At 37.9% G+C, this 26,996-nt stretch carries 24 protein-coding genes; 9 read left to right on the top strand and 15 right to left on the bottom strand.

All coding sequences use genetic code 11. The features are described from left to right. Positions 1 to 115: 115 nt before the first annotated feature. From clpX to ACQ334_RS09060, 4 genes are all read left to right on the top strand, one after another. The gene (gene clpX, locus ACQ334_RS09075; protein ID WP_430987877.1) at positions 116 to 1,357 is read left to right on the top strand and encodes an ATP-dependent Clp protease ATP-binding subunit ClpX; all 1,242 of its coding nucleotides are present in this window, start codon (positions 116 to 118) and stop codon (positions 1,355 to 1,357) included. A gap of 242 nt (positions 1,358 to 1,599) precedes the next feature. Beyond that, positions 1,600 to 2,862, top strand: coding sequence for an adenylosuccinate synthase (locus tag ACQ334_RS09070; RefSeq protein WP_430987876.1), 1,263 nt, complete (start codon positions 1,600 to 1,602; stop codon positions 2,860 to 2,862). Between the two features lie 82 nt (positions 2,863 to 2,944). After that, on the top strand, positions 2,945 to 3,376 hold the full coding sequence (locus ACQ334_RS09065; protein ID WP_430987875.1) for a hypothetical protein: 432 nt from the start codon (positions 2,945 to 2,947) through the stop codon (positions 3,374 to 3,376). An 18-nt stretch (positions 3,377 to 3,394) separates the two neighbouring features. Continuing rightward, complete coding sequence (locus tag ACQ334_RS09060) at positions 3,395 to 4,678, top strand: anthranilate synthase component I family protein (RefSeq protein ID WP_430987874.1); 1,284 nt, start codon at positions 3,395 to 3,397, stop codon at positions 4,676 to 4,678. On the opposite strand, the gene ACQ334_RS09055 is transcribed toward ACQ334_RS09060, so the two are convergent. The 7 genes from ACQ334_RS09055 to ACQ334_RS09025 all read right to left on the bottom strand — a co-directional run bounded on the left by ACQ334_RS09055 (position 4,679) and on the right by ACQ334_RS09025 (position 10,683). Then, complete coding sequence (locus ACQ334_RS09055) at positions 4,679 to 5,878, bottom strand: lytic transglycosylase domain-containing protein (RefSeq protein ID WP_430987873.1); 1,200 nt, start codon at positions 5,876 to 5,878, stop codon at positions 4,679 to 4,681. Beyond that, the gene (gene gatA / locus ACQ334_RS09050) at positions 5,878 to 7,335 is read right to left on the bottom strand and encodes an Asp-tRNA(Asn)/Glu-tRNA(Gln) amidotransferase subunit GatA (protein ID WP_430987872.1); all 1,458 of its coding nucleotides are present in this window, start codon (positions 7,333 to 7,335) and stop codon (positions 5,878 to 5,880) included. Before gatA ends, ACQ334_RS09055 begins: the two co-directional genes overlap by 1 nt. A 118-nt stretch (positions 7,336 to 7,453) precedes the next feature. Then, entirely contained in the window at positions 7,454 to 7,720 is a 267-nt protein-coding gene (locus tag ACQ334_RS09045) for a Sec-independent protein translocase subunit TatA/TatB (RefSeq protein WP_430987871.1), read from the bottom strand. 104 nt (positions 7,721 to 7,824) lie between these two features. Further along, positions 7,825 to 7,953 (bottom strand): hypothetical protein, encoded by a 129-nt coding sequence (locus tag ACQ334_RS09040; RefSeq protein ID WP_430987870.1) that lies wholly within the window; start codon positions 7,951 to 7,953, stop codon positions 7,825 to 7,827. Positions 7,954 to 8,133: 180 nt separating this feature from the next. Continuing rightward, positions 8,134 to 8,493 carry a 50S ribosomal protein L19 gene (gene rplS / locus ACQ334_RS09035; RefSeq protein WP_430987869.1) on the bottom strand — a complete coding sequence of 120 codons (360 nt, stop codon included), beginning with the start codon at positions 8,491 to 8,493 and terminating at the stop codon, positions 8,134 to 8,136. 178 nt (positions 8,494 to 8,671) lie between these two features. Next, positions 8,672 to 10,237 carry a ribonuclease Y gene (rny, locus tag ACQ334_RS09030; protein ID WP_430987868.1) on the bottom strand — a complete coding sequence of 522 codons (1,566 nt, stop codon included), beginning with the start codon at positions 10,235 to 10,237 and terminating at the stop codon, positions 8,672 to 8,674. 164 nt (positions 10,238 to 10,401) lie between these two features. Beyond that, on the bottom strand, positions 10,402 to 10,683 hold the full coding sequence (locus ACQ334_RS09025) for a cell division protein ZapA (protein ID WP_430987867.1): 282 nt from the start codon (positions 10,681 to 10,683) through the stop codon (positions 10,402 to 10,404). Between the two features lie 169 nt (positions 10,684 to 10,852). On the opposite strand from ACQ334_RS09025, the gene ACQ334_RS09020 reads away from it, so the two are divergent. Further along, positions 10,853 to 11,107, top strand: coding sequence for a hypothetical protein (locus tag ACQ334_RS09020; RefSeq protein WP_430987866.1), 255 nt, complete (start codon positions 10,853 to 10,855; stop codon positions 11,105 to 11,107). Between the two features lies 1 nt (position 11,108). Here the strand turns inward: ACQ334_RS09020 and ACQ334_RS09015 are convergent, their stop codons facing one another. Both ACQ334_RS09015 and pheT read right to left on the bottom strand, forming a co-directional pair. Continuing rightward, positions 11,109 to 11,396, bottom strand: a complete 288-nt coding sequence (locus tag ACQ334_RS09015) for a hypothetical protein (protein ID WP_430987865.1) — start codon at positions 11,394 to 11,396, stop codon at positions 11,109 to 11,111. An 87-nt stretch (positions 11,397 to 11,483) separates the two neighbouring features. After that, a complete protein-coding gene (gene pheT, locus ACQ334_RS09010; protein ID WP_430987864.1) occupies positions 11,484 to 13,910 on the bottom strand; it encodes a phenylalanine--tRNA ligase subunit beta in 2,427 nt (808 codons plus the stop codon). A 371-nt stretch (positions 13,911 to 14,281) separates the two neighbouring features. Between pheT and dnaB the strand changes: the two genes are divergently transcribed. Beyond that, positions 14,282 to 15,865, top strand: coding sequence for a replicative DNA helicase (dnaB, locus tag ACQ334_RS09005; RefSeq protein WP_430987863.1), 1,584 nt, complete (start codon positions 14,282 to 14,284; stop codon positions 15,863 to 15,865). A gap of 162 nt (positions 15,866 to 16,027) precedes the next feature. Beyond that, a complete protein-coding gene (locus ACQ334_RS09000; protein ID WP_430987862.1) occupies positions 16,028 to 16,786 on the top strand; it encodes an RsmE family RNA methyltransferase in 759 nt (252 codons plus the stop codon). Here ACQ334_RS09000 and ACQ334_RS08995 read toward each other — a convergent pair. Both ACQ334_RS08995 and ACQ334_RS08990 read right to left on the bottom strand, forming a co-directional pair. Further along, positions 16,783 to 17,415: a response regulator gene (locus ACQ334_RS08995; RefSeq protein ID WP_430987861.1), complete on the bottom strand. Its 633-nt coding sequence runs from the start codon at positions 17,413 to 17,415 to the stop codon at positions 16,783 to 16,785. The two genes, ACQ334_RS09000 and ACQ334_RS08995, sit on opposite strands and share 4 nt — an antisense overlap. Before the next feature lie 43 nt (positions 17,416 to 17,458). Then, positions 17,459 to 19,450 carry a tetratricopeptide repeat-containing sensor histidine kinase gene (locus tag ACQ334_RS08990; RefSeq protein ID WP_430987860.1) on the bottom strand — a complete coding sequence of 664 codons (1,992 nt, stop codon included), beginning with the start codon at positions 19,448 to 19,450 and terminating at the stop codon, positions 17,459 to 17,461. 156 nt (positions 19,451 to 19,606) lie between these two features. Between ACQ334_RS08990 and ACQ334_RS08985 the strand changes: the two genes are divergently transcribed. Next, positions 19,607 to 21,922, top strand: coding sequence for a LamG-like jellyroll fold domain-containing protein (locus ACQ334_RS08985; RefSeq protein ID WP_430987859.1), 2,316 nt, complete (start codon positions 19,607 to 19,609; stop codon positions 21,920 to 21,922). A gap of 56 nt (positions 21,923 to 21,978) precedes the next feature. Here the strand turns inward: ACQ334_RS08985 and ACQ334_RS08980 are convergent, their stop codons facing one another. Both ACQ334_RS08980 and ACQ334_RS08975 read right to left on the bottom strand, forming a co-directional pair. Beyond that, the gene (locus tag ACQ334_RS08980; RefSeq protein ID WP_430987858.1) at positions 21,979 to 22,770 is read right to left on the bottom strand and encodes a TerC family protein; all 792 of its coding nucleotides are present in this window, start codon (positions 22,768 to 22,770) and stop codon (positions 21,979 to 21,981) included. A 10-nt stretch (positions 22,771 to 22,780) separates the two neighbouring features. Further along, positions 22,781 to 23,827, bottom strand: a complete 1,047-nt coding sequence (locus ACQ334_RS08975) for a quinone-dependent dihydroorotate dehydrogenase (RefSeq protein ID WP_430987857.1) — start codon at positions 23,825 to 23,827, stop codon at positions 22,781 to 22,783. A 165-nt stretch (positions 23,828 to 23,992) separates the two neighbouring features. Between ACQ334_RS08975 and ACQ334_RS08970 the strand changes: the two genes are divergently transcribed. Beyond that, positions 23,993 to 25,171, top strand: a complete 1,179-nt coding sequence (locus tag ACQ334_RS08970; protein ID WP_430987856.1) for an acetyl-CoA C-acyltransferase — start codon at positions 23,993 to 23,995, stop codon at positions 25,169 to 25,171. Positions 25,172 to 25,175: 4 nt separating this feature from the next. Here the strand turns inward: ACQ334_RS08970 and ACQ334_RS08965 are convergent, their stop codons facing one another. Together ACQ334_RS08965 and ACQ334_RS08960 are read right to left on the bottom strand one after the other, a co-directional pair. Beyond that, positions 25,176 to 25,754 carry a matrixin family metalloprotease gene (locus ACQ334_RS08965; protein ID WP_430987855.1) on the bottom strand — a complete coding sequence of 193 codons (579 nt, stop codon included), beginning with the start codon at positions 25,752 to 25,754 and terminating at the stop codon, positions 25,176 to 25,178. A gap of 55 nt (positions 25,755 to 25,809) precedes the next feature. Beyond that, on the bottom strand, positions 25,810 to 26,949 hold the full coding sequence (locus ACQ334_RS08960) for an acyl-CoA dehydrogenase (RefSeq protein WP_430987854.1): 1,140 nt from the start codon (positions 26,947 to 26,949) through the stop codon (positions 25,810 to 25,812). Positions 26,950 to 26,996: the final 47 nt, after the last annotated feature.

Genomic DNA, 26,996 nt, shown 5'->3' with positions numbered 1-26,996 from the left:
AAAACTCAAGCAACATTTTTCAGCATAATATTGTCCTCACATTAGCGTTCTAATTAATGCTTTTGTATCTTTGTATTTCAATAACATTAGCAAAAGCTAATAACACATAGCAATAATGGCAAAACAACAAACTCTACATTGTTCTTTTTGCGGCCGCAGCCGTGATGAGGTTAAGATATTAATTGCCGGCCAGGATGGCCATATTTGCGAAAATTGTGTGGAGCATGCGGAAGAAATCATTGAACAGGAATTAGGAAGCAATGCCGAAAGCAAATTATCGCACACACCTACTCATAAACTGATTGTAAAAAAACCAATCGAAATAAAAAATTTCCTGGATGAATATGTAATAGGACAGGATGATGCAAAAAAAATTTTAGCAGTTGCAGTTTATAATCATTACAAAAGATTAAATCAAAAAATTGATAATGATGTAGAGATTGAAAAAAGTAACATCATTATGGTGGGTGAAACCGGTACAGGAAAAACATTACTGGCAAAATCAATTGCCCGTATGTTGAATGTGCCTTTTGCAATTGTTGATGCTACAGTTTTTACAGAAGCTGGTTATGTGGGCGAAGATGTGGAAAGTATGCTGAGTCGTTTATTACAGGCTTGTAATTACGACGTAACTGCAGCTGAAAAAGGAATTGTATTTATTGATGAGATTGATAAAATTGCCCGTAAAAGTGATAACCCTTCTATTACCAGGGATGTTAGCGGCGAAGGTGTACAACAAGGCTTATTAAAATTACTGGAAGGAACAGAGGTATTGGTACCACCACAGGGCGGACGTAAACATCCGGAACAAAAACTGATCAAAGTAAATACACAGAATATTTTATTTATCTGCGGTGGTGCTTTTGACGGTGTAGATAAAATTATTGCACGCCGTGTTAACACCAATGCTATCGGGTTTAATGTAAATAAAGAATTACAGGAATACCAGCACGATAACCTCTTGCATTTTGTAAATGCAGTTGATCTGAAACATTTTGGATTAATACCCGAATTGTTGGGCCGTTTACCAGTAGTAACTTATTTAAACCCATTAGATGCTGCAACCTTACGCAGCATATTAACGGAGCCTAAAAACGCTTTAGTAAAACAATTTACCCGCTTATTTGATATAGAAGGTATTGAATTAAAATTTGAGCCTGCGGTATACGATTTTATGGTTGAAAAAGCCCTGGAATATAAATTAGGAGCCCGTGGCTTACGCAGCATTTGCGAAAGCATTTTAACCGATGCCATGTATGAACTCCCTTCTCAAAAAGTAAAAACCTTTGAAGTTTCTCTGGAATATGCCCAGCGTAAATTCAGTACCAGCAAGCTGAGTATGTTGAAGGTAGCCTAAATAATGAATAATTAATAATCAGTAATTAATAACTGAAAGCCTGAGTAATAGACCCAGGCTTTTTAATCCATTGAACTAACTAATTAACCAAATAACTAGTTAACTAATAAACCATTCTTTCTCCCCAACTTTCAAACAAACCCAATTCATTTTAGGTGGTTGTTAATTTTCAATTTATTTTTACGCTTTGTGACTGGTCTGAGACAAATCTAAAATCATAAATTTAAAATCATAAATCGGAAATGGTTGACGTAATATTAGGCCTGCAATGGGGCGACGAAGGAAAGGGAAAAATAGTGGATTATTTTGCTAAAAATTATGATGTGGTAGCCAGGTTCCAGGGTGGGCCTAATGCAGGGCACACTTTGTATGTAGATGGTAAAAAAATTGTGCTGCACCAGATACCAAGTGGTATCTTTCACGAAGAAAAAACCAATTTAATTGGTAATGGCGTTGTATTAGATGCCGTTACACTTAAAAGAGAATGCGAAAATGTGGCTGCTTTTGGAGTAGATTACAAAAAGAACATGTATATCAGCGAAAGGGCGCATTTAATTCTACCTACCCACCGTGCTATTGATAAAGCCAGTGAGTTAAGTAAAGGCAATGAAAAGATAGGCAGTACATTAAAGGGCATTGGACCTGCTTATATGGATAAAACAGGCCGCAATGGATTAAGAGTAGGCAATTTATTAGATAAGAGTTTTACAACAGAATATATTAAACTACGTTTAAAGCACCAGAAAATATTGGAGAGCTTTAATTTTCAGGAAGATATCAGTGCGTGGGAAGAAGAATTTTTTGAAGCGATTGAATTTTTAAAGGAGTTTAAAATTGTAAACGGTGAATATTTCATTAACGATAAAATTCAGAAAGGACAAAGAGTTTTAGCGGAAGGGGCACAGGGAAGTATGCTGGATGTTGACTTTGGAACATTTCCTTTTGTAACAAGCAGCAGTACCATATCCGCTGGTGTCTGTACTGGATTGGGTGTTGCACCGCAAAAGATCAAAGAAGTATTCGGAGTATCTAAAGCATATTGCACAAGAGTGGGCAGCGGGCCGTTTCCAACCGAATTAAACGACGAAACAGGCGAACTGATACGTAAGACGGGTAGTGAGTTTGGAGCTACCACAGGAAGGCCAAGGCGTTGTGGCTGGATTGACCTGGTGGCATTGCAATTTGCCTGCATGATCAATGGGGTTACACAAATAATAATGACAAAGGCAGATATTTTAGATAACTTAGATGAATTGAAAGTTTGTAACAGTTATCTGGTTAATGGAGAAGAGAAGAATTATATACCTTTTCAAATGAATAAAGTAAATATTGAACCGGTATATAAAAGTTTTGAAGGATGGAAAACTGATATCACTGCAATGCATGATTTTAGTGAACTTCCACAGCAAATGAAAAACTATATTGACTACCTTAATACGTTTTTAAAAGTACCGGTAAAATACATTAGTAATGGTCCGGGTAAAGAGCAAATTATAATAGCTTAAAAAAAATATTTAAAAAAGTAGCCAATATTTTTGGCTATTTAAAAAACTCGTACAAATTTTACAGTAACAACCTGTTTAATTTATGGCAATAAAATCCGAAAAAGACAAAAAGGCGCCTGCAAAGAAAACTGCAGTTCCCGAAATTACATCCGCAAAAAAATCTTCTCCAAAGAAAAAAGATGATGATGACGATGATGATGATGATTTTGATGAGGAAGAAGATGTAAAACCTGCTAAAGGCAAAGGTGCATCAAAAAAGAAATCAAGCGATGATGATGATGACGATGATGATGTGGAAGTAGAAGACGATTGGGAGAAACCCGAAGAAGATGATAACTGGGATCCTGACTTTGATGAATTTGATGTTCCTAAATCAAAATCAAAGAAACCTGCAGGCGGTGCTAAAAAAACCGGCAAGGGCGATGATGATGATTTTAAACTGGATGATGATTTTAAAGATCTGGGTCTTGATGACTTAGGTGGCGGAGGCTTTGATGATGATGATGATTTCTAGAGCTGTTTAAAAAAAGTAGTGAATAAAAATTCCCAAACTTTTTCGTTAAATAATTTTACCGAATTCAGAATACAAATGTTGAACTGGGCTAACCGGTTCAACATTTTTTGTTTACTGGATAACCAGCATTATAATTTTACTACCCCGGCTTTTGAATGCCTGCTTGCTGCAGGAAGCAAAAAAAATATTACTGCCCATGCCGGGAATGCGTTTGAAAGTTTACAGCATTTTTATAATGAAAACAAAGGCTGGCTGTTTGGGCATTTAGGATACGATCTTAAAAATGAAACCGAAAAATTACATTCCCGAAACTATGATGGGATTGGGTTTGAGGATATGCATTTTTTTGTTCCTGAAATTGTACTGCAGTTGTCAGAAACACAGGTAACTATATTTACCGATGGCAATGCAACAGAAATAATTGAAGCCATACAGCAGGAGCCATCAACTATTACACAAAATACTCCCGCTGCTATTGCTGTTACCAATAGAATTGCAAAAGAAGATTACATCAGCATCATACAAAAATTACGGCAGCATATTTTACGTGGCGATTGTTACGAGATTAATTTTTGCCAGGAATTTTTTGCCGCCGATGCGGTAATTGATCCATTATACGTTTATCATAAACTGATACAACTTTCGCCCAACCCTTTTGCAGCATTGTATAAAATAAACGAACGGTTTTGCATCTGCGCAAGCCCCGAAAGATATGTAAAGAAAGAAGGGAACAAAATAATTTCTCAACCAATTAAAGGAACCAGCAAAAGAGACTTGTTGAGTAAAGAGCATGATTTACAAAACAAAAATTATCTGTCACAAAATGAAAAAGAGAAAAGCGAAAATGTGATGGTGGTTGACCTGGTAAGAAATGATCTGAGCAAAGTATGCAAACAAGGTACCGTAAAGGTAGAAGAACTTTTTGGAGTGTATAGTTTTCCACAGGTACACCAAATGATAAGTACAATTAGCGGTGAAATAAAAGATAATATCAGCTGGATTGATATCATCAAAGCAACTTTCCCCATGGGGTCAATGACAGGTGCCCCCAAAAAAAGTGTGATGGAATTAATTGAGCAATACGAACAGACGAGGAGAGGGCTGTTTTCCGGATCTATCGGTTATATAAATCCGGAAGGGGATTTTGATTTTAATGTAGTGATAAGAAGCATGTTTTATAATGCGTCTAACCGTTACCTTTCTTTCCAGGCAGGCGGCGGCATTACTTTTTACAGCGATGCAGAAAAGGAATATGAAGAAAGCTTATTGAAGGCTGTAGCAATGATGAAAGTACTGGAGTAATTACTTCGCTTTTTTCTTTTTGGCAGGTTTTGTTGTTTTTACCTCGGGATAAAAAGTCTGGTTGCTGGAAATATTATCATCAGCTAATAAAACCTGTACACACTCATTTAAAATAGTATACTTATTTACAAGAAATACCTGCATCTTATCCTGCGGTAAGCGCAGGTCGTAATTGCCATTATTAGCCATCATGTTATCAAAATCAGGATTAAAATGATTGAACTGAATAATATCCATTGTTAAATTCTTGGCAATGATCAGTGAGTTGTATTTACCTGATATGGTTTGTGTAGCAGTAGTTTTTAATTCTTCAGGAGTAAGTTGTGGCTTAGTATCAAATGGATTTGCACCACCACCTGCATCAATTTGCATCCCCGGATTTTGATTGGTCATGGTAGTAATACCACCTCCGCCTTCCATGATATAATGGGTGGCTATAAAACGCTTCACATAAGTCCTGGATTCTTCCGGTAAATAATATTGCAGTTGCCAGAAATTTCTGCTGCCACTTTTTTTGATAGCGCTGTATACTCTTCCTGGTCCGCCATTATAAGCAGCCATTACTAACAGCCAATCATGCAACTGTTTGTAAAGACTCAGTAAATATCTGGAAGCAGCGTGAGTGCTTTTAAAATAATCCCTGCGCTCATCATAATAACCATTAACTACAAGACCGTAATCCCTGGCGGTATAAGGCATAAACTGCCATGGGCCGCCTGCCCCTTTATAACTAGTAGCACCGGTACTAAGGTTAGATTCTATTACAGCAATATATTTCAGCTCCCTGGGCAAACCATATTGCATTAATATGCCTTCAATCAAATTAAAATAAGGCTGGCCCCAACCTTTCATTTTAGTGAGGTAATTGCCATGAGATTTCATGTAATCCTGTATAAAACCTGTAGCACTTGGGTTTACCTGCGAAGAGTAAGACAAGGATGGATTATAACTGTACTTAGAAAATAAATTTTTAAAACCATACCTGGTAACCTGGCTGAAGTATTCCGCTTTATCTTTTCCAGGTATCGTTTTTGTTTTTACAACTTCTTCAATCAGTGCATCTTCTTTCTTTTCATCTTCAACAGTGGTATCACTTACAGGAAGTTGTTCCTGTTCCAGAAAATTATAATTGGCGCTACCCGCCTTAGCTTTTGGTAAAAGCAAACAAACAGTAACGAGTAGTATAATTATTCTTTTCATTAGTTATTAAGATGCGGATACATTTTATAATGTTGCATCAAATGCTCCGACAATTGCAGCAAAGTTAGTTCATCTGTTTTTGCTGTCATAATCTGCAGGCCAAAAGGCATGCTATTACTGTGTTTAAACAGCGGTATAGAAATACCAGGCAACCCGGTTAAATTAGCAAAAACGGTATAGATATCTGCCAGGTACATCGCAATAGGATCCTCGGTTTTTTCTCCAAATGTAAAAGCTGTAGTGGGGCTTGTAGGCAGTATAACAGCATCATACTCAGCAAAAATAGCTTTGGTTTTATCTGTTAAAAGCCTGCGTACCTGTTGGGCTTTGCTAAAGTAAGCATCGTAATAACCAGCGCTTAATACAAAAGTACCCAGCATTATACGCCGTTGCACTTCTTTGCCAAATCCTTCACTCCTGGTGTGTTTATAAAAGTCTGTTAAATCTTTTATACTGCTATTGCTGCGGTAGCCATAACGTACGCCGTCAAAACGGCTAAGGTTACTGCTGGCTTCTGCAGTGGTTAATACATAGTAAGCTGGTACCACAAAATCTAACAGGTCAAAATCAATTTCAGTTACCTGGTGGCCATCTGATTTCAATTTATCAATAAGCGATAAAATATTTTCTTTAATTTCTTTATCAAGAGAAGGGTGGTGTAATGCTTCTTTAAAATAAGCAATTCTGTATTTCTTATCTGCCTGTTCATTGTTTATTACCCATTGCCAATTACGCTGTGTTAATGCAGTACTATCATAGTCATCAGCACCACTCATTACTTCTAACAATAAAGCGGCATCATCAACGGTGTTGCTGAAAATACCTATCTGATCAAAGGAAGAAGCATAAGCTATCAAGCCATACCTTGAAATACGGCCATAAGTGGGCTTAATACCCACGATGCCACAAAAGTCGGCAGGTTGCCTTACAGAACCACCAGTGTCACTTCCTAAGCTTGCCATGCATAAGCCAGCCTGTACTGCTACTGCACTCCCTCCCGAAGAACCTCCGGGAACTTTAGTCTCGTCTGCAGCATTTAATACATTGCCATACACCGAATTTTCATTAGTACTCCCCATTGCAAATTCATCGCAGTTGCAACTGCCAATGATAATAGCATCTTCATCTAATAAGCGCTGTACTGCCGTTGCAGAATAGATGCTGGTGAAGCCTTCTAATATTTTTGAGGCAGCGGTAACTTTATGATCTTTGTAGCAGATAACATCTTTAATAGCCACAACAACACCATGTAATTTTTTTAAAGCGGCACCGGTTTTTCTTTTAGCATCCAGCTCTTTTGCCTTAACCAAAGCTTCTTCGGCAAATACTTCCACAAATGCATTCAGCTGTTTATTAGATTCTATTTTCCCGATATAATCATTTACAACATCGGTGCAATTAGTCTTACTTTGCAAAAGTGCAGTATGATAGTCTTTTATATTTTTGAAATCTGGCATTGAACTGGTATTGTCCGATAAGTATTATGCAATCGGCTGAAGTGATTAATACATCTGATTGCATTAAACACTTCAGCCGAAAATATTTTAAATAATAAACAGCAATTATGCTAAAGCATTATTGAGATGCTTTCTGCTGTTCTAATTGTTGCCTTAGCTGCCTGATCTCTTCGTCTTTATCTTTTTCTTTCATTCCTTCTTCTATTTCGCTTTTTACATTGGCTTTTGCATCGTTAAATTCACGCATGCCTTTACCAATACCCCTCATTAATTCCGGGATCTTTTTTCCGCCAAACATCAGCAATACAACAACAATTATCAATATCCATTCTCCTCCGCCTGGAAGGGAGAATAAAAAGATGGCATTCATAAGTGATACTATCATAATAAAAATTTAGACAGCAAAGATAAACCAAATATTTACTTATTGTAGTAAATACCTGAAGATTATTAACCGTAGGTTAACAGGATTTTAAAGCTGAAAAAAAATTAACGAAGGTAGTTTTTACCGCACCTGGCTTTGCCGTTGGCAGCTTGTTCTACAGTAATACTTCTTGAGCAGGAAACAAATAAAGAAATTGCAATGATTGCGACTAGAGATAATACAATACTTCTCATGGTAAAAGGGATTTACGGTTTAAAAATAAAGTCAGTAAAACTTCAGGGGTAAATAGTTAGATCAGAGGTATTGTAATTTGTATTTTAATTAACAAGAATCATACCAAACTACGCCAATCCTCATAAAAAAAGCAAAAATCAACTAAGATTTTTGCTTTTTTAAATATTTATCAGGCTGCCTTATTTAGCAACAGCTCTTCTTTTTTCCTGTATACGGGCACTTTTACCGCTTCTGTCACGCAGGTAGTACAATTTAGCACGGTTAACTTTACCTACTTTGTTTAACACAATACTTTCGATATTTGGAGAGTAGATAGGGAACAAACGTTCAACACCTACACCATCGCTCATTTTACGTACTGTAAAAGAAGCGGTTGCTCCGGTACCCTGACGTTTAATCACATCGCCTTTAAAGCTCTGGATACGCTCTTTGGTACCTTCCACAATTTTATAATTAACAGTGATGTTATCACCTGCTTTAAACTTCGGGAGCGTTGGTATGGTTGTCAACTGCTCATGAACAAATGCTACTGCGTTCATAATTCTTATTTTTTACGGACGGCAAAGGTAGGGGAAAAAGTTGAAAGTTGATGGTTGAAAGTTGAAAGTTTTTTTATTCACGCCTATTTTATTTATCAGCCAACAAAAAATCCGGCTAGCTTAGTGCCGGATTTTTTGTTATGATTTGATTGTAAAGCCGTTAACTTTCTACTATGCATTACCTCGCCACATTCACCGATCTTTTTTCCCTGATAACAGTTACTTTGATCTGTCCCGGGAAAGTCATTTCAGTTTGTATTTTCTGGGCTATTTCAAAACTTAATTTATCACTATCGCCATCGGTTACTTTATCCGCCTCTACAATTACCCTCAGTTCACGACCAGCTTGTATAGCATAAGCTTTTTCAACACCGGTATAGCCCATCGCCATATTTTCCAGGTCTTTAATACGCTGAATGTACTGCTGCATGATCTCACGCCTTGCACCCGGCCTTGCACCACTTATTGCATCACAAGCCTGTATGATAGGAGAGATAACATATTGCATTTCCATTTCATCGTGGTGAGCACCGATAGCATTAACCACAGCCGGATTTTCACCATATTTTTCAGCCAGTTTAGCACCTAACAAGGCATGGCTTAATTCAGTTTCTTCGTCGGGTACTTTACCAATATCGTGTAACAAACCGGCACGTTTAGCCAGCTTAGGGTTCATACCTAATTCAGATGCCATAATAGCACATAAATTAGCTGTTTCCCTGCTATGCATCAATAGATTTTGGCCATAAGAAGAACGGAAACGCATGCGGCCTACCATTCTTATCAGTTCTTTATGCAAGCCATGTACGCCCAGTTCCATTGCAGTACGTTCGCCTATTTCCATTACCTGGTCATCGATCTGCTTTTTGGTTTTTTCCACCACTTCCTCAATACGGGCAGGGTGAATACGGCCATCGGCAACTAAACGTTGTAAAGATAAACGGGCAATTTCTCTGCGTAAAGGATCAAACGAAGACAAAACGATTGCTTCAGGAGTATCATCAACAATCAGATCCACACCTGTTGCGGCTTCAATGGCACGGATATTTCTACCCTCACGGCCAATGATGGAACCTTTAATTTCATCACTTTCCAAATTGAAAACAGTGATGGAGTTTTCAATGGCCACTTCGGCAGCAGTACGCTGTATGGTTTGAATAACAATTTTACGGGCTTCTTTACCGGCTTTTAATTTAGCATCTTCAATAATTTCCTGCTGAATGGCAATAGCTTTGGTTTGCGCTTCTTGCTTAAGGCTTTCAATTAATTGCGCTTTGGCATCTTCTGCGGTAAGTCCGGCTACTTTCTCCAGGCGGCGGATATGCTCTTCCTGGTGCTTTTCCAGTTCGGTACGTTTCTGGTTTACCACTTCAATCTGGCGGTTAAGCGTTTCCTTAATGCCTTCATTTTCCTTGATCTGTTTTTCCAGGTTCTGATCTTTTTGATTGAGGGATTGCTCTTTCTGTTTGATACGGCTTTCCCCTTCAATGATCTTTTGATTACGTTGCAATACCTCTTTATCATGCTCTGCCTTAAGCTGCACAAATTTTTCCTTAGCTTCTAAAAGCTTTTCTTTTTTAAGGTTTTCAGCCTGTAACTGGCCGTCTGCAACAATCTTTTGAGCCTGAATCTCAGCTTCTTCTACTTGTTTTTTGGTGTTTTTGGCAAAAACTACCTTACCCAGAACAAGTCCGATTATAAGGGCAGCTATACCAATGATGATGTAAATTATGGTCGGTTCCATTGAAATTTTTTGTTTTAAAGCGGTTCACAATCTTATAATTCCTCTCTAAGCCCATAAAAATAAATGAGATAGTTAGTTGGCGAAGATACAAATTAGTTTGGAGTTAAAGACAGCATTTGCGGCTTGCTTGCACTTTTTACTGTATATGTAATGGCGGGCTGTTTTTATAAGGCCTTATCCAGCTGTTCTTCCATTTTTAGCAGGGCTGTAGTTACTTCTTTTTCAAGGCCCGGATTACTACCTGCAGAAGACTCTGTGGCATACCAGATAAGCACCATGGCAATATAGTCCTGCATATCTTTTCCAGAGAAATTGGTTTTAAACTCAATGATCTTATCATTGATGGTTTTTAGTGTACGGCGTACCGCTTCCTCATCGGCAGCCTTTGTTTTTATCCGGTAGGTTCTGTCGCCGATTACAATATTTATGGGTATTAACTCTTGCATAATTAAAATTAATGTATTATTTTGTAGCTCTTACCAAAGAAACCACCAATTTTCCTAAAGCAAAACGCAAAAACACCGCATTACTTTTTTAATTAAGGTATTGTATTGGTATCGTTACCCCTTTAAGACTGCAGCTTTTACCAATCAGGAAAATTAAACAGTTTAAACCATGTTTGCCAAAATTAAAGAGGCCTTTTTTACCGATTCACTAACTATTGAATGGAACAGGGTGATTTCCGATCCTTTAAAGTTTGTTTTAAAGAATGATAAAGGGGAAGTTTGTTCTACGCTTGAAACCACCCAACCTCAAAATCAAAAATATTTTAACTGGCGTGGGTTGAATGACCTGCCTTACGGAAGATATTTTTTAGAATTGAGTAATATTGAAGGCGATCAGTTAGTGAAACTTGTAAAAAGGGTATAAGCTACTCACTCAGCAAGCCAATACATTTGTCAATTTCTTTGATGTATTGGTTAATATGCTTTTCAAAAGCTTTTTTATCTGAAGCATTCATCTGCCCGGTAGATGCCTTTAGTATATCTGCCTGTTGCTGCAGCGTGGCAATTGTTTGTGTGTTCTGATCTTTTGTTTCCTGCAATTCTTTTATCAGCCTGCTTTGCCTTTCGTTGTCTTTAAGCAATTGGTTATACTGCCTCAATAGTTTTTGAAGCTTATCGTTAATGCGTTTAATATTTGATTCTAATTCTGCCATATACGTTCTTTCAGGGTCAGAACGGTTTTAAGTCCGGCCCTTTATATCACAGGTATCAGACGGTTTGAAACCGTCAAGACACATGGATTACTTCCTTATTTCTGCATTCAATTCCTTTTCATACGCACCTATGATCTTATTCATCATCGCATCAATCTCACTATCGGTCATTGTTTTTTCTTCATCTAAAAAAGTAAAACTTACGGCCATTGATTTTTTATTAGCGCCCAGTTTTTCGCTTTCAAAAACATCAAACAAACTTACATTTTTAAGTTTATTTAGTTTAGCAGCAAAAGTTGTTTTTTCAATTTGCTGGTAAGCAATGCTTTTATCCACCACAATGGCCAGGTCTCTTTGTACCGCTGGGAATTTAGAAATTTCTTTAAAGCTGATACTGTTCTTTTTATTCAGCTGCATTAATTTATCCCAGTTAATATCTGCAATAAAAACAGGTTGTTTACAATCGAATTGCTCGGCCGTTTTCTTATTCACTTCACCAATAGTTGCTACCGGTTCATTTTTAATTTTTACTTCAACGGCATTATTTAATTTTTCATTTGCAGTAACAGCAAAGTCATTGATCGATAATCCTGTTATCCCTGCAATTTTTTCCACCACAGCTTTTACAAAATAAAAATCTGCTTTTTGCACTTTGTTGTTCCAGCCTGCCTCGGTTTTAGCACCGGTTGCAAATAAACATAAATGATTGTTTTCTGCATAGCTGCCCACACCATCTGTAGAATAGGTTTTACCAAATTCAAAAAAGCGGATATTATTATTCTTACGGTTTAAGTTATGAGCAATCGTTTCCAGCCCTGTTTCCAGCATAGAAGGCCGCATTACATTCAGCTCTTCACTCAGGTTATTGATCATCTTTACAGTGCTTTGTAAAGTTGTTTCAGTAAAATAAGCGCTGTTGGTAATACTGTTGGTGAATATCTCGTTAAAGCCAAGACCAACCAAATAAGTAGCTACTTTTTCCTGGTAAGCAGTCTGATGCGCCAGTGTTTCCACAGCAGGTGCAATAGTGATCATCTGCGGAATTTCCACATTATCCAAACCGTCGATACGCATAATTTCTTCTACCAGGTCTGCTGCAATAGTAATATCTGGTTTGCTGAAAGGTACTTTCACCCACATTTCATCCATGCCTTCTTTTATCATTTCAAAACCAAGGCTGGTTAAAATGTTTTTTATAGTATCGCCATGATAATTTTTACCACTTAATTTTTTAAGGTAATGATATTTAAGGGCTACTTCGGTCTTTTGTTTTGGCGTTGGGTATACATCAATGATATCGCTTGCAATTTGTCCGCCGGCAATTTCTTTTATCATTATGGCAGCTCTCTTCAACACATTTACAGTATTACTGATGTCAACACCTTTTTCAAATCTTGTAGCAGCATCGGTACGCAGGCCATGCCTGAAGGATGTTTTACGAATAGTGATCGGATTGAACCAGGCACTCTCTAAAAATATATTTTTGGTGCCGGCAGTTACACCACTATGTAAACCACCAAATACACCACCAATACACATTGGGGCTTCTGCATTACATATCATCAGGTCTTCGGCAGACAATTTTCTTTCTTTATCATCTAATGTAACAAAAGCTGTTCCCTCGGCTACATTTTTAATGATCACTTTTTTACCAATTACCTGGTCGGCATCAAAAGCATGTAATGGCTGGCCGGTTTCATGCAAGATAAAATTGGTAATGTCTACAATATTATTGATGGGCCTTAAGCCAATACTTTTTAGTTTTTGTTGCAACCATTTAGGGCTTTCGGCAATGGTAACACCTTGTATGCTTACACCGCTGTAACGCTGGCAGGCTATGGCATTTTCAATCAACACTTCCATTTGCAAACCCTGGTGATCTACCTTAAAATTATTTTTAAAAGGCGATTTTACAGTAGTATCTTTTTTATTGTGGTGGCTCAGGTAGGCACACACATCTTTGGCAACCCCTAGGTGGCTCATAGCGTCCATGCGGTTGGGTGTTAAACCAATTTCAAAAATAATATCGCTGTAGGTATTAAAATATTCAGCGGCAGGAGTGCCTACTTTAGCATCGGCAGGTAAAATCAAAATACCTGCATGGCTTTGTCCCAATCCAATCTCATCTTCGGCGCAGATCATACCATGGCTTTCGCTGCCACGGATCTTTGCTTTCTTCATGGTCAATGGTTCGCCGGTACTCGGGTATATGGTGGTACCGATTGTTGCTACAATTACTTTTTGCCCGGCAGCAACATTGGGTGCACCACAAACAATCTGCAAAGGGTCGCCGCTGCCAATATTTACTTTGGTAAGCGATAATTTATCAGCATCAGGATGTTTTTCGCATTCCAGCACTTCGCCAATCACCAGGCCTTTTAATCCGCCTTTAACTTCTTCAAATGGCTCCATGGTTTCCACTTCCAGGCCAATAGAAGTAAGAATCTTACTTAATTTCTCCGGTTCAATTTTCTCAGGCAGATATTCACTCAGCCAGTTGTAACTAATCGTCATTTATCTGTATGTTTTCTTATGTATTGTTTACAAAGATAATCGATTGAATAGAAGTACACATAATCATAATCTAACCAATGCGCTTGAAAATAACAAAACACAAAAAAATATAATGGTGCAGAAAAAGAAATTTGGAGATTACCAAATTGTTAATAAAACAGAGATGGTTGGCAAGTTTATTGATTTTTAGATTGTTAATTTGATGGGGATAAGCCGTGGATAAGCTAAATTTGCTGTTAATGGAGTGTGGGAAAACTATTTAAAAGGGTGAAAATGGAGTATGTGCATAAAAATGAGCACGTGTTTAATGTGTATTTGAATTTATCTTAGCCGCCCTGCAAAAAATAAATAACTCCAACAAGCAAGCGAATATGGAACTTACTAACTATAATAAAGATAAAAAACTACGCCGTAAAGCAATACCCGATGTAAGCTCTATGATGTATGGCAAAGTGCCACCACAAGCCAAAGAACTGGAAGAGGCTGTATTAGGGGCCATTATGCTGGAAAAAAGTGCATTTGATACCGTTGTGGAGATACTAAAACCAGAATGTTTTTATGTAGATGCCAACCAGAAAATTTACAGGGCAATGCAAGGGCTGGCTATAAAAAGTTTACCCATAGATTTGTTAACCGTGGTAGAAGAGCTAAAATTCAGGGAAGAACTGGATGCTGTGGGCGGGCCTTATTATGTAACCAAACTCACTAATTCGGTAGTATCCTCTGCCAATATTGATGCTCATAGCAGGATCGTATTGCAAAAGTTTATCCAGAGGGAATTGATACGCATCAGTGGTGAAATTTTAGGCGATGCCTATGAAGACAGTACCGATGTGTTTGATATGCTGGATGAAGCAGAAGGCAAATTATTTGAAATTACCAATAATCACTTACGTAAGAATTTTGATACCATCGATGCTGTTTTGGTAAAAACCATTCAGCGTATTGAAGATATGCGTAACCGTGATGAGGATATTACCGGTGTACCTACAGGGTTTCCTTCGCTGGATAAATTAACTTATGGCTGGCAAAAAACGGATTTGATCATTTTGGCAGCAAGGCCATCTGTGGGTAAAACGGCCTTTGCATTAAACCTTGCCAGGAGTGCGGCTGTGCCCGCTGATCCTAAAAAAGCAATTCCCATTGCATTTTTTAGCCTGGAGATGAGTAGCAGCCAGCTGGTGCAACGTATATTAAGTGCCGAGAGTGAAATATGGCTGGAGAAAATATCGAGAGGAAAACTGGAAGAGCATGAAATGAAGCAGCTGTATAAAAAAGGGATTGAGACTTTATCTAAAGCACCAATATTTATTGATGATACCGCAGCGCTGAATATTTTTGAGCTGAGAGCGAAATGCCGTCGTTTAAAAAACAAACACAATATTGGACTGATCATTATAGATTACCTGCAATTGATGAGTGGGGCAGGCGATAATAAAAATGGTAACAGGGAACAGGAGATCAGTAAAATATCAAGAGATTTAAAAGGATTGGCAAAAGAATTACAAGTGCCGATCATTGCCTTGTCTCAGTTAAGTCGTGAAGTGGAAAAAAGAAAAGAAGGAAACAAAATTCCGCAGTTGAGTGATTTAAGGGAATCGGGTGCGATTGAGCAAGATGCGGATATGGTAATGTTCCTCTACCGTCCGGAGTATTATGATATTACCAGCAACGAAATGGGCGAAAGTAACAAAGGCGAAACTTATGTAAAGATAGCCAAGCATCGTAACGGTAGTTTGGATACAGTTAAATTAAGGGCCATGTTACACATTCAAAAATTTGTGGAAGATGAAACCGGCAGCGATGGTTTTGGCGGTGGATCTGCGCCTTCGGGTGGCGGTGGTAGCTGGAAACCTGTATCGGGCCTGGATAATGGCGGTGATGGTGCTAAACTGTACATACAGAAAGGCAGCAAGATGAATGACGGAGAGTTTGATGATGAAGCACCTTTTTAATAATGGATAAATTTATAATGAATAATTAATAATGGAGAAATACAATTCTCCATTTTTAATTTGACTAAGTTTGAATTACCGTTTTTAATGAAGTGGTAATCAGAAAAGGAGTACAATTATAAAAAAATCTAAAATCTTAAATCCGAAATCAAAAATTGCATTATGGCATTGCCGTTTTTTTATAAAGAAGATATTGATCTTACAACAACACAAGTGGTGCTGGATGAAGATACCAGCAAACATATAGTGCAAGTGTTGCGTATGAAAACCGGCGAAAAACTGCAGCTCACCAATGGCAAAGGCAATTTATTTACTGCCGAAATAAAGGATGATAACCGGAAAAAGTGTGTAGTAACAATTATAAACAAATCCGAAATTAAAAATCCGAAACCGAAGATCACCATTGCTATTTCTTTAGTTAAAAACAACACCCGCCTGGAGTGGTTTTTAGAAAAAGCAACTGAGATAGGTGTTACTGAAATCATTCCGTTGATTTGTGAAAGGACAGAAAAGACTGCTTTTAAATTTGACAGGATGAAAAGTATTTTGGTAAGTGCCATGTTGCAAAGCCAGCAAGCCTGGCTGCCTGTTTTGCATGAGCCGGTAAAATTTGTAACACTGGTCAATCAAGCAAAACAAGAACAAAAATTTATTGCGCATTGCGAAGATGAGAATAATAAAGTATCGCTTACCTCTAAACTTATCCTGAGCGAAGCCGAAGGGCTAAACCCCTCTACTTATCCTGAGCGAAGCCGAAGGGCTAAACTAATTTTAATTGGACCTGAGGGAGATTTTACAACTACTGAAATTGAGGTAGCACTTAAAAATAATTTTACTCCGGTGGCGTTGGGAGAAACAAGATTACGTACAGAAACAGCAGGTATTGTTGCTGCAACATTACTTTGTATCAGTACTACTTAAACCAGTTTTTTCTCTCTTGCCAATTTTAATAACTGCTGCGTAGAATTTACATTTAATTTTTGCATTAAATTTTTGCGGTGTGTTTCCACGGTGTAATGGCTGATGAATAATTTTTCTGCAATTTGCGGACCGTTTAAACCTTCTTCTAATAATTGTAGCAATTCTTTTTCTCTACGGGTTAATGCAGGTAATCCGTTTAATGCAGTGGACACAGAAGAGAATTGCTCCAGTACTCTTTCATTAGCAGCTTTGCTTAAAAATATTTTGCCATCCATTACTTTATCAATGGCTTCCAGTAATTCACTGCGTTCCATATTTTTTAATAAATAGCCATTGGCACCACGGTGTAATAATTGCGTAATTATAGAAGCATCATTGGCAGAAGTAAGGCCCAGTATTTTACTGTATTTATTTTTTGTTCTTATCTTATCACATAGCTGCAGTCCGTCAATATCGGGAAGGCTAATGTCAAGCAGAATTATTTCCGGTTCGTTCGTTTCTAAAAATGCTAACGCCTCAACACCATTCTTTGCTTTACCAACAATGGATAAATAGCTGGCATCTTTCAGCATCATTTGTATGCCATCTGTTACCAGCGGATGATCGTCTATAATAAGTATGTTTATCATTTTAATTAGTAATACGCTTTTCTAAACCCTAAACTCCTAAACCCTAAACATTAAATTCCATCACCACAGTCGTTCCAACTTTCTCCCTGCTATCAATTGCAATAGTGCCTTGTAAATAATTAACCCTGCTTTTAATAATTTCCAGGCCACTATGGTTTTTATCATCAATTTGATGCTGGTTAAATCCAATACCGTTATCTTCTACTGTTACCATCAGTCTTCTGCCATCACGGTTAAATTGTACAATTGCTTCTGTTGCCTGTGCATGTTTGATGATGTTGCTTAGCAGTTCCTGTACAATACGGTACAGCATAATTTCTATGGAAGCATTCAGGCGCTCTTCCATGCCATAGGATTGTAATTTTACCTGCATCAATTTGCCCGAGCTGATATTACTGCACATATCCTGTATAGCAGGTACCAATCCTAATTTTGCCAGCACTTCGGGCATCATGTTATGTGCGATGCGGCGTACTTCTTCGCTGGCGGTATCAATCAACTCGTAACTTTTATTAAACAATGCGCTTTCTTTTAATTTCTGCTGCTCATGCTCCAACGTGCTAAAGTACATTTTCATCGTACTGAATAAACCTCCCAGCCCATCATGCAGATCTTTTGCAATGCGTGTGCGTTCCGCCTCCTGGCCATTAACCATACTTTGTAAAGAGATTACCTGTTGCTGCCCTTCTAAAAATTTTATTTGTTCTTTTTGAATATCCTGTTCTTTTAATGCCAGTATTTTTTTGTTGTTACTGTTGCGGTACATCAAACCAAGTATCAGCATCATTGCAGCAGCACTTAAACCACCAATTAATAAAAACCTGTTGCGTTTAACTGCAGCTAATTCTTTTTCAGCATTGGCAATTTTTAATTCTGCAATTTCTTTTTCCTTTTTCTGCGACTGGTATTTGCTTTCTAAAGACAAGGTTGTTTTTTGCGTGGCTTCATTGGTGGCACTGTCTGCATAAATTTTATATTGCTCAGCATATTCCAACGCTTTTTTATAATCTCCTTTGGCTTCAGCAGTTTTTTTTAAAGTATTAAATGTGCTGGCTGCCACTTTAATATGGTTTACTGCTAAAGCGATGGTATTGGCCTCTGTTGCAAAACGGTTTGCTTCAGTATAATTTTTTATTTTTAAATAAATAACAGCAAGATTGTCTCCTGCTTCTGCTTTTAAATAACTGTTGTTATTGCTATCGGCATATTGATACGATAAAAGATAAGCAGCCAGGGCTTTATCATAATTGCCTGTTTGGTCATAGTAAAATCCTTCCGAACTGGCAGTAAGCATTTTCACAACAATATTGTCAAAGTTTTTGCAAAGAAAAACAGCGCTGTCTAAATAGGGTTTTGCATTAGCTGTTTGCTTAAGCGTTACATAAGCATCTGCAATGGCTGAATGTAATAAAATTTTATACCGTTGCTCGTCAGGATAGTTGGTAAACAGTAAAGCTTTTTTTGCATAGGTAACGGCTTTTTCAAATTGATTTTCTCCTACAAGTGCACCATAAATATTATAATAGATCTTAGGAAGTACTTTAATCAATGCCGAGTCGGTTGATCTCTCCGCTATAGCGGCACTTTGAAATGCATACGTCATCGAACTATTATATTCAGCCTGGTACCGGTACAGCATTGATAAGGTATTATAGCAATTGGCTAACAAAAAAGAATCTTTCGATTGCAATGCTGCGGTTTCTGCCAGTGAAATATAATGTTTTGCACTGTCGTATTTAAAAAGATTGGTACAGGCAAGCCCCATACTGTATTGAGCTTTAGCAAGCCCTTTAGTATCATTTATTTTTTTCGCTAATGCTATTGCCTGCTGTGCATACTTATAGGTAGAATCGAACAAGCCTGCATTAAAAAAATTACGCTGAATTGCTTGCAATGCTTTTACCGAACTGGTATCGGGGATTTGTTTATGGGCAATAGCAAAGAGGCTGTCTTGTATTTTCTTGTCTTGCCCAAACGAGTTAAACTGGCATAATAAGCATATCAAAAACAATATATTACCACCTGCTTTTCTCAATGCATAAATTTTTATAAAATTAAGTCTATAATCTGCATTTTGTTACTACCTGAATTCAGGTATTTTTTAAGCGTTTAAATACTGCCATTCAGGTATTGTATGTGGTAACGCATTTTTTCATTTTTACAATATCAACTTTACTAAATATTTATTGTTATGAAAAAGTTTTTACTATTGGGGAGTACCCTTTTGTTGTCATTAAGTATAATGGCTCAAACACCAGTAGCTTATTATCCGTTTAGCGGCAATGCTAATGATGCTATTGGTACATTAAATGGTACTGTAAATGGAGCCTCTCTTACCACAGACAGATTTGGTAATGCCAATAGTGCTTATAGTTTTGATGGTGTGAATGATGCTATAAGCTTTACTGCTTTACCTATGAACAATACTGATAATTTTACCCTCATAGCATGGGTTAATCCTGCATTGTTTGATCCTGCAAATCAATTTAATAAAATGATTATTAGCCTTGGCCCTGGTAATAATGGATATAATATGGGTATGGGAAATAATAGCGGCAGTGGCAGCGGTAACGAATTGGGTGGTTTGTACAACCTGGTAACATGGTTGCACAGCGGTTCTTTTTTCAGCACTGTAAATACCTGGTACCATGTGGCATTAGTAAGAGAAAATGGGGTTACAAAATTTTATATGAATGCAGTGCTGGCACCTAATACAAACAGTAGTACACCATTTGCACCAACAACAGCCTTTCAAATTGGCGGGCAGGATTTTGACCCCGCACATTATTGGAATGGAAAAATTGATGAAGTAAAAATTTACAATGTGGCATTAACAGCGGTACAGATACAGCAAGAATATGCAACAAGCAGCCAGATACAAAAACCCGGCAGTGGTAATGCCATTAGTTTTGACGGATTTGATGATGGTATAGAAGTAACCCATAATACTGTATTAAATTTCCCCGGAAACCTTACTGTTGATACCTGGATAAAAATTGCTCCAACACAAAACAACGCAATCAATCCTGATAATTCTATTATTGAAAAATGGGGAGGCAGCAGTGGTTCAATAGGTTATCCGTTTGTAATAAGGTTTTATAAAGCAACACATTCAGTTGGCTTTGCAAGGTATAATGGTGTTAGCAGCGCCGGTGTGGATGGTGTTACAATTGTGGATGATAATAAATGGCATCATGTAGCTGCTGTAAAAAATGGCACCACCTTAAGTTTATATATTGATGGTGTTTTACAGGGCACAGTAACCGATTTGGCAGACCTAACCAATATAAACAACACACAAAGCCTGAATATTGGTACACGTGGCCCCATTGCCGTAACCCCTAATAATATAACAGGCAGTATTGATGAAATAAGAATTTGGAATGTAGGAATGACACAAGCTGAAATACGTGACCGTATGTGCCACAAAATAACCAGTGCCGATGCTTTATACAGTAACCTGGTGGCATATTATAATTTTGACGAAAGCACAGGTACTACTGTTTTTGATGGTAGTACTAATGCCAATAACGGAGCAATGGCAAATAACCCGGCAAGGGTTACAAGCGGTGCAGCCATTGGTAATGCAAGTAGTCATGATTATGTAAATGCTATTAAAACAACAACTATCAGCCATGCAACCGGTGAAAGTTTTACCGTAACATCATCATCAGGCAATCCTGACGGTATTCAGGTGTATCGTGTAGATGAACAACCCAATACACTAACCGGTGCAACCGGGGTTGGTAGCAATGATAAATACTTTGGTGTGTTTCAAGTTGGTGGTACGTCACCACAATACACTGCCGTTTATAATTATACAGGTAACCCGGGGGTAAATATTGGTAACGAAAATCAATTACGTTTAAATAAAAGAACAGATAATGCTGCAACAACCTGGAGTATGCTTACAGATATACCTAATGAAGCAGCCAATACTATTACGGTTACAGGCGAGAGTACAGAATATATTTTAGGAAAACTGGGTGCTCCTTTACCATTAAATCTTATTTCATTTACGGGGGCAAAACAAAATGGTACAGTGCAACTAAACTGGACAACTAATAATGAAATCAACACAGCACAATTTGTAATAGAAAGAAGTAATGGTAAAGTAGCTTTTGCAGCTATTGGTACAGTACAGCCTTTAAATATAAGTACTGGTGGTAATTATAAGTTGAGTGATAATACGGCTTTTGTAAATGATGCGGTACAATACTACAGGCTTAAGATAATTGATAACAATGGCCGCTTTGTGTATAGCAATATTATCAGGCTAAGCAACGGTTCAACTATTGGTGTAACTGTTTTTCCTAATCCTGCAAAAGTTGCTATTGCAATCAGCAGTAGCAAAAAACAGGATGCTGTAATTATAAACACAGCCGGACAGGTAATTAATAAAATACAATTGCTTAATGGCAGCCAAATAATTAATGTTGCCAACTGGCCTTCAGGTATTTATTTTATAAAAACTGAAGCTGAAGTGATAAAACTGATCAAAGAGTAAAGCGTTAATTCTGTATAATATAAGAAAAGGGCTTCCAAAAACGGAAGCCCTTTTTCTTATAAATTATTATCTTCTTCTTTATCTATAGTAGGTGTTCTCAATTCAACCGGTTTTTTACTTCGTTTGCGTAATTGAAGATTTAATACTTCCACGCCTAAGGAAAATGCCATGGCAAAATATACATAGCCGTGCGGTATTTCAAATTTCTCTACATGCACACCATCTACAATTAATGTAAATGCAATTAATATTAAAAATGAAAGTGCCAGCATTTTAAAAGTAGGATGCTGGTTAATGAACTTGCTTATTCTTCTTGCAAATACAAACATTACCAGCATGGAAATTATTACTGCTGCAAAACGCACCACCTGCAACTTACTCATACCAACAGAAGTAATAATGCCATCTACACTAAAAATAAAATCCACCAACACTATCTGGCGGATGATTGCCGCCAAACTTACGCCGGTTTTTTTGTGTTCAATTACTTCATTGGGGTCTTCTCCTTCTAATTTATTGTGAATTTCTAAAGTGGTATTCACCAATAAAAATAAACCGCCACCTACCATAATAATGTCCTGCAGGCTCACGCCATGTTCCCATAACTTAAACAATTCTTTCTCGCCATTGAGTAAATTGCCTAGAACATATAATAAAGCAATACGCATTACCATACCTACAATCATCCATGCAGTACTTGCGGTTTTCTTTTCTTTTTCAGTTTTTAACTTGCCTAAAATAATCGACACAAAAATTACATTGTCAATACCCAGCATTATTTCCATCAGGGTTAATGCCAGTAAACCTGTTAATCCTGATGTGGTAAATAATTGATTTAATTCTTCCATTACTTAATGTTTATAATCCTTTACAAATATTTTTTACAATAGCCGGACCCTCGTAGATGAAACCTGTCCACACCTGTACAAGGGAAGCTCCTGCTTCCATTTTCTCTCTTGCATCAACAGCTGTAAATATACCACCGCTTGCAATGATAGGAATTTGCCCGTTAGTTTTTTGATGAATGTACTGTACCACTTCGGTACTTCTTTTTTGCACGGGTAATCCGCTTAAACCACCAGCACCAATTTTTGTGAGTAGTGAGTGGTGAGTCGTGAGTTGCTCACGGCTGATGGTAGTGTTGGTTGCAACAAGGCCGTCTAACTTTATTTCTAGAGCAAGATCAACTACATCGTCTAATTGTTCGTTGGTTAAATCGGGGGCTATTTTTAGTAATATCGGTTTAGGGTTTAGGTGTTTAGAGTTTAGTTGCTGAAGATTGCTAAGGATTTTTTTCAAAGCATCTTTTTCCTGCAATTCTCTTAAGCCCGGTGTATTAGGGCTGCTCACATTCACCACAAAATAATCTACATAATCATACAAAGCAGTAAAACAAATTTCATAATCCTTCCAGGCATCTTCATTGGGAGTGATTTTGTTTTTGCCGATATTACCACCGATGACGATTGTAGATTTTAGATTGCCGATTGCAGATTGTTTTTTGTGCCAGGCTTTTAATCTTTCTACAACTGCTGTAACCCCGTCGTTATTAAAACCCATGCGATTGATCAGTGCCTTATCTTTTGGTAAGCGGAACAAACGGGGCTTATCATTGCCGGCCTGCGGTTTGGGGGTTACGGTGCCAATTTCCACAAAACCAAAACCCAATGCTTCCAGTTCGTTAAGGTATTTGGCATTTTTATCAAAACCGGCACCTAATCCCACCGGATTTGAGAATTGAATGCCCGTTAACAAAGCCTGATGCCCCCCTTGCGGCTTGAAGCTAGCGGCTAAAAGCTTCTTAACTCCCGGTATCCTGCAAAGCAGCCTCAAGCCATTCATTGAAAAATAATGCACCCGCTCAGGGTCAAAAATGAATAAAAACGAACGTAGTAATTTGTACATGTGGGCGCAAAAATAAGTAGGACTTTTCAGTTTTTTGTTTTCAATCAGAAATTATACCTTTGGTATATAAAGTTGCATAAACAACTAATTTGGATTGATTGCTTTTTTTCGTTGCGAATACAACTGAGCAATTGACCCTCAACAATTAAACATAACTATTTCAACATGCAAGAAGCATATATTGTAGCAGGATACAGAACTGCTATCACTAAAAGTAAAAAAGGTGGATTCAGGTTTACCCGTCCTGATGACCTGGCCATTGATGTGATTAAAGGATTACTGGCAAGCGTGCCGCAACTGGACGTAAAATGTGTGGATGATGTGATTGTGGGCAATGCTGTGCCGGAAGCAGAGCAAGGCTTACAGGTAGCCAGGATGATCTCTGCAAAAGCAGTAGGCATTCATGCGCCGGGTATTACCATCAACCGTTATTGCGCCAGTGGCCTGGAAAGTATTGCTATGGCAACTGCTAAAATAAGAACCGGTATGGCAGAATGTATTATTGCCGGGGGTACCGAAAGCATGAGCATGGTGCCAACTGCAGGATGGAAAACGGTGCCTTCTTATTCAATTGTAAAGGATGAACCCGATTTTTACCTGAGTATGGGTTTAACTGCTGAAGCAGTAGCAAAAGAATATAATGTTTCTAGAGAAGACCAGGATGCATTCAGTTATAACAGCCATTTAAAAGCAGGTAACGCCATTACATCAGGATTTTTTAAATCCGGTATTCTCCCAATAAACGTTGAAGAAGTTTATTTGGATGAAAAAGGCAAGAAACAAAAAAGAAGTAAAGTAGTGGATACCGACGAAGGTGTAAGAGCGGATACATCAATTGAAGGTTTGGCAAAATTGAAACCTGCATTTGCTGCCGGTGGTTGTGTTACGGCAGGCAACAGTTCTCAAACCAGCGATGGTGCAGCTTTTGTAATTGTAATGAGTGAAAGGATGATCAATGAACTGGGATTAAAACCAATAGCACGTTTGGTGAATTGTGCCAGTGCCGGTGTTCATCCACGTATAATGGGTGTGGGGCCAATTGAAGCCGTGCCAAAAGTTTTAAAACAGGCAGGCATGAGTTTGGCAGACATTGATTTATTTGAATTGAATGAAGCTTTTGCATCACAAGCACTTGCAGTGATAAGAACATTAGAATTGAACCCTGATGAAGTAAATATCAATGGTGGTGCCATTGCATTGGGCCATCCGTTGGGTTGTACCGGTTGTAAGCTTACTATTCAATTGGTGAATGATATGAAGCGGTTGAATAAAAAATATGGTATAGTTACAGCTTGTGTTGGTGGCGGACAGGGTATTGCAGGGATCATTGAAAATATCGATTGACGATCTATTTAAATACCCATCCTTTTTGCTTCAGAAAATTTTTGCAATTAACGCAAAAATCTTTTTCATCATTGGTAGGATTACGTCCTTCTGCATCTCTCATAAAACAGGATTTCACTTCACAATGAGGTAAACCTTGTGTATGTCCTAATTCATGAATGGCTACCTTAAACAGTTGCATCAATTTTTCAGTTTTAGATAAACGAAAAGTAGATGCAATACAGGCTTTGCCGGGGCAAAATCCCAGGCCCATCACACCCCAGTCTGCAACAGAGTCTTTTGTGGTGCTGATGTCCTTACTGGTTAAACCAATTATTACATGTTCATTTGTAACAAGTGCGTTAAGAAACTTAATCAGTGAATCGGCTCTGTACCTGTTGCGTAAGGGAAAAAAAGCCAATTGTGGAAGAGGAACCGGATTTTTTAAAGTAACATTCGGATAAACATTTTTGATTTCATTAAAAACATATTCTGTTTCTGCTGTAGCCATATCAGTAAATGGCTGCACATCAATTGTAATGGATTGTTGCTTTTCTTTTTTAAATGAAGTAGAATGCTGGCACGAAATGTTCAGCAGAACCATGAGTACACAAAAAGGTTTTACTACCTTAAACATTATACAGCTAAAATAAAATTAATTATCTCAACACTTCCCTGCTGATGACTAACTTTTGTATTTCACTTGTTCCTTCGCCAATGGTACACAGTTTACTATCCCTGTAAAATTTCTCTACCGGAAAATCTTTAGTGTAACCGTAACCGCCAAATATCTGCACTGCATCCGTACTCACTTTTACCGCTACTTCACTGGCATAATATTTTGCCATGGCTGCTTCTTTTGTCATTGGCAGGCCATTCATTTTTAAATAGCAGGCCTGGTTAATTAATAATTCGGCAGCAGCAATTTCTGTAGCCATATCTGCTAATTTAAAACTGATACCCTGGAAGTTTGCAATAGGCTGATCGAATTGGTGGCGTTCCTGTGCATATTGTAACGAAGCTTCGTAAGCACCTTTGGCAATACCTAAGCTTAATGCAGCAATAGAAATTCTTCCACCATCTAATACTTTCATGCTTTGTTTAAATCCTGCTCCAACATTTCCCAAACGGTTTGCATCCGGTATGCGGCAATTATCAAATATCATTTCGGCAGTTTCGCTTGCACGCATGCCTAATTTATTTTCTTTTTTGCCGGCACTGAAACCAGGTGTACCCCGTTCCACCACAAATGCTGTGGAATTATCTTTTGCTCTCGGTTCTCCGGTACGGCAAACTACAACAGCCACATCACCACTTTTACCATGAGTGATCCAGCATTTAGTGCCATTCAATACCCAGTCGTCACCATCTTTTACAGCAGTGGTTTTCATATTGCCGGCATCACTGCCTGTGTTGGCTTCAGTTAAACCCCAGGCACCTAAATATTCTGCAGTGGCTAATTGGGGTAGATATTTTTTCTTTTGTTCATCGTTACCAAATGCTAAAATATGGCCGGTGCACAATGAATTATGTGCAGCTAATGATAAGCCAATTGAACCGCATACCTTGGCAATTTCCTGGATGGCCACATTGTATTCAAAATAACCCATACCGCTGCCGCCATACTCTTCCGGTACAAATACACCCATCAATCCCAGCTTACCCATTTCTTTAAAAATGTGCAGCGGAAATTCCTGGCTTTCATCCCATTCCATTAAATGTGGTTTAATGTATTGCAGGGCAAAATCTTTTGCCGTTTGTGCCACCTGTTGGGTTAATTCGCTTTGCTTAAAATTCATAGTACTACAATCTTTGAAATACAAACTTAAGGAATTTAAAATACTAA

It is taken from the genome of Ferruginibacter sp. SUN106 (genome assembly GCF_050611765.1).
In the GTDB taxonomy this organism is placed as follows: Bacteria; Bacteroidota; Bacteroidia; order Chitinophagales; family Chitinophagaceae; genus Ferruginibacter.
Note: the sequence above shows the minus strand (reverse complement) of the source record. Positions and strands in the feature narration are given on the sequence as shown.

Excerpts from the sequence above, each read along its gene's own strand:
- pheT (WP_430987864.1), bottom strand. The coding sequence starts at position 13,910 with ATGACGATTAGTTACAACTGGCTGAGTGAATATCTGCCTGAGAAAATT.
- ACQ334_RS09040 (WP_430987870.1), bottom strand. The coding sequence starts at position 7,953 with ATGAGAAGTATTGTATTATCTCTAGTCGCAATCATTGCAATTTCTTTA.
- rplS (WP_430987869.1), bottom strand. The coding sequence starts at position 8,493 with ATGAACGCAGTAGCATTTGTTCATGAGCAGTTGACAACCATACCAACG.
- ACQ334_RS08985 (WP_430987859.1), top strand. The coding sequence starts at position 19,607 with ATGAAAAAGTTTTTACTATTGGGGAGTACCCTTTTGTTGTCATTAAGT.
- ACQ334_RS08980 (WP_430987858.1), bottom strand. The coding sequence starts at position 22,770 with ATGGAAGAATTAAATCAATTATTTACCACATCAGGATTAACAGGTTTA.
- ACQ334_RS09065 (WP_430987875.1), top strand. The coding sequence starts at position 2,945 with ATGGCAATAAAATCCGAAAAAGACAAAAAGGCGCCTGCAAAGAAAACT.
- ACQ334_RS09045 (WP_430987871.1), bottom strand. The coding sequence starts at position 7,720 with ATGATAGTATCACTTATGAATGCCATCTTTTTATTCTCCCTTCCAGGC.
- ACQ334_RS08960 (WP_430987854.1), bottom strand. The coding sequence starts at position 26,949 with ATGAATTTTAAGCAAAGCGAATTAACCCAACAGGTGGCACAAACGGCA.
- ACQ334_RS09015 (WP_430987865.1), bottom strand. The coding sequence starts at position 11,396 with ATGGCAGAATTAGAATCAAATATTAAACGCATTAACGATAAGCTTCAA.
- rny (WP_430987868.1), bottom strand. The coding sequence starts at position 10,237 with ATGGAACCGACCATAATTTACATCATCATTGGTATAGCTGCCCTTATA.
- gatA (WP_430987872.1), bottom strand. The coding sequence starts at position 7,335 with ATGCCAGATTTCAAAAATATAAAAGACTATCATACTGCACTTTTGCAA.
- ACQ334_RS09000 (WP_430987862.1), top strand. The coding sequence starts at position 16,028 with ATGGCATTGCCGTTTTTTTATAAAGAAGATATTGATCTTACAACAACA.
- ACQ334_RS08975 (WP_430987857.1), bottom strand. The coding sequence starts at position 23,827 with ATGTACAAATTACTACGTTCGTTTTTATTCATTTTTGACCCTGAGCGG.
- ACQ334_RS09020 (WP_430987866.1), top strand. The coding sequence starts at position 10,853 with ATGTTTGCCAAAATTAAAGAGGCCTTTTTTACCGATTCACTAACTATT.
- ACQ334_RS08965 (WP_430987855.1), bottom strand. The coding sequence starts at position 25,754 with ATGGTTCTGCTGAACATTTCGTGCCAGCATTCTACTTCATTTAAAAAA.
- ACQ334_RS08995 (WP_430987861.1), bottom strand. The coding sequence starts at position 17,415 with ATGATAAACATACTTATTATAGACGATCATCCGCTGGTAACAGATGGC.
- dnaB (WP_430987863.1), top strand. The coding sequence starts at position 14,282 with ATGGAACTTACTAACTATAATAAAGATAAAAAACTACGCCGTAAAGCA.
- ACQ334_RS09055 (WP_430987873.1), bottom strand. The coding sequence starts at position 5,878 with ATGAAAAGAATAATTATACTACTCGTTACTGTTTGTTTGCTTTTACCA.
- ACQ334_RS09070 (WP_430987876.1), top strand. The coding sequence starts at position 1,600 with ATGGTTGACGTAATATTAGGCCTGCAATGGGGCGACGAAGGAAAGGGA.
- ACQ334_RS08970 (WP_430987856.1), top strand. The coding sequence starts at position 23,993 with ATGCAAGAAGCATATATTGTAGCAGGATACAGAACTGCTATCACTAAA.
- clpX (WP_430987877.1), top strand. The coding sequence starts at position 116 with ATGGCAAAACAACAAACTCTACATTGTTCTTTTTGCGGCCGCAGCCGT.
- ACQ334_RS09025 (WP_430987867.1), bottom strand. The coding sequence starts at position 10,683 with ATGCAAGAGTTAATACCCATAAATATTGTAATCGGCGACAGAACCTAC.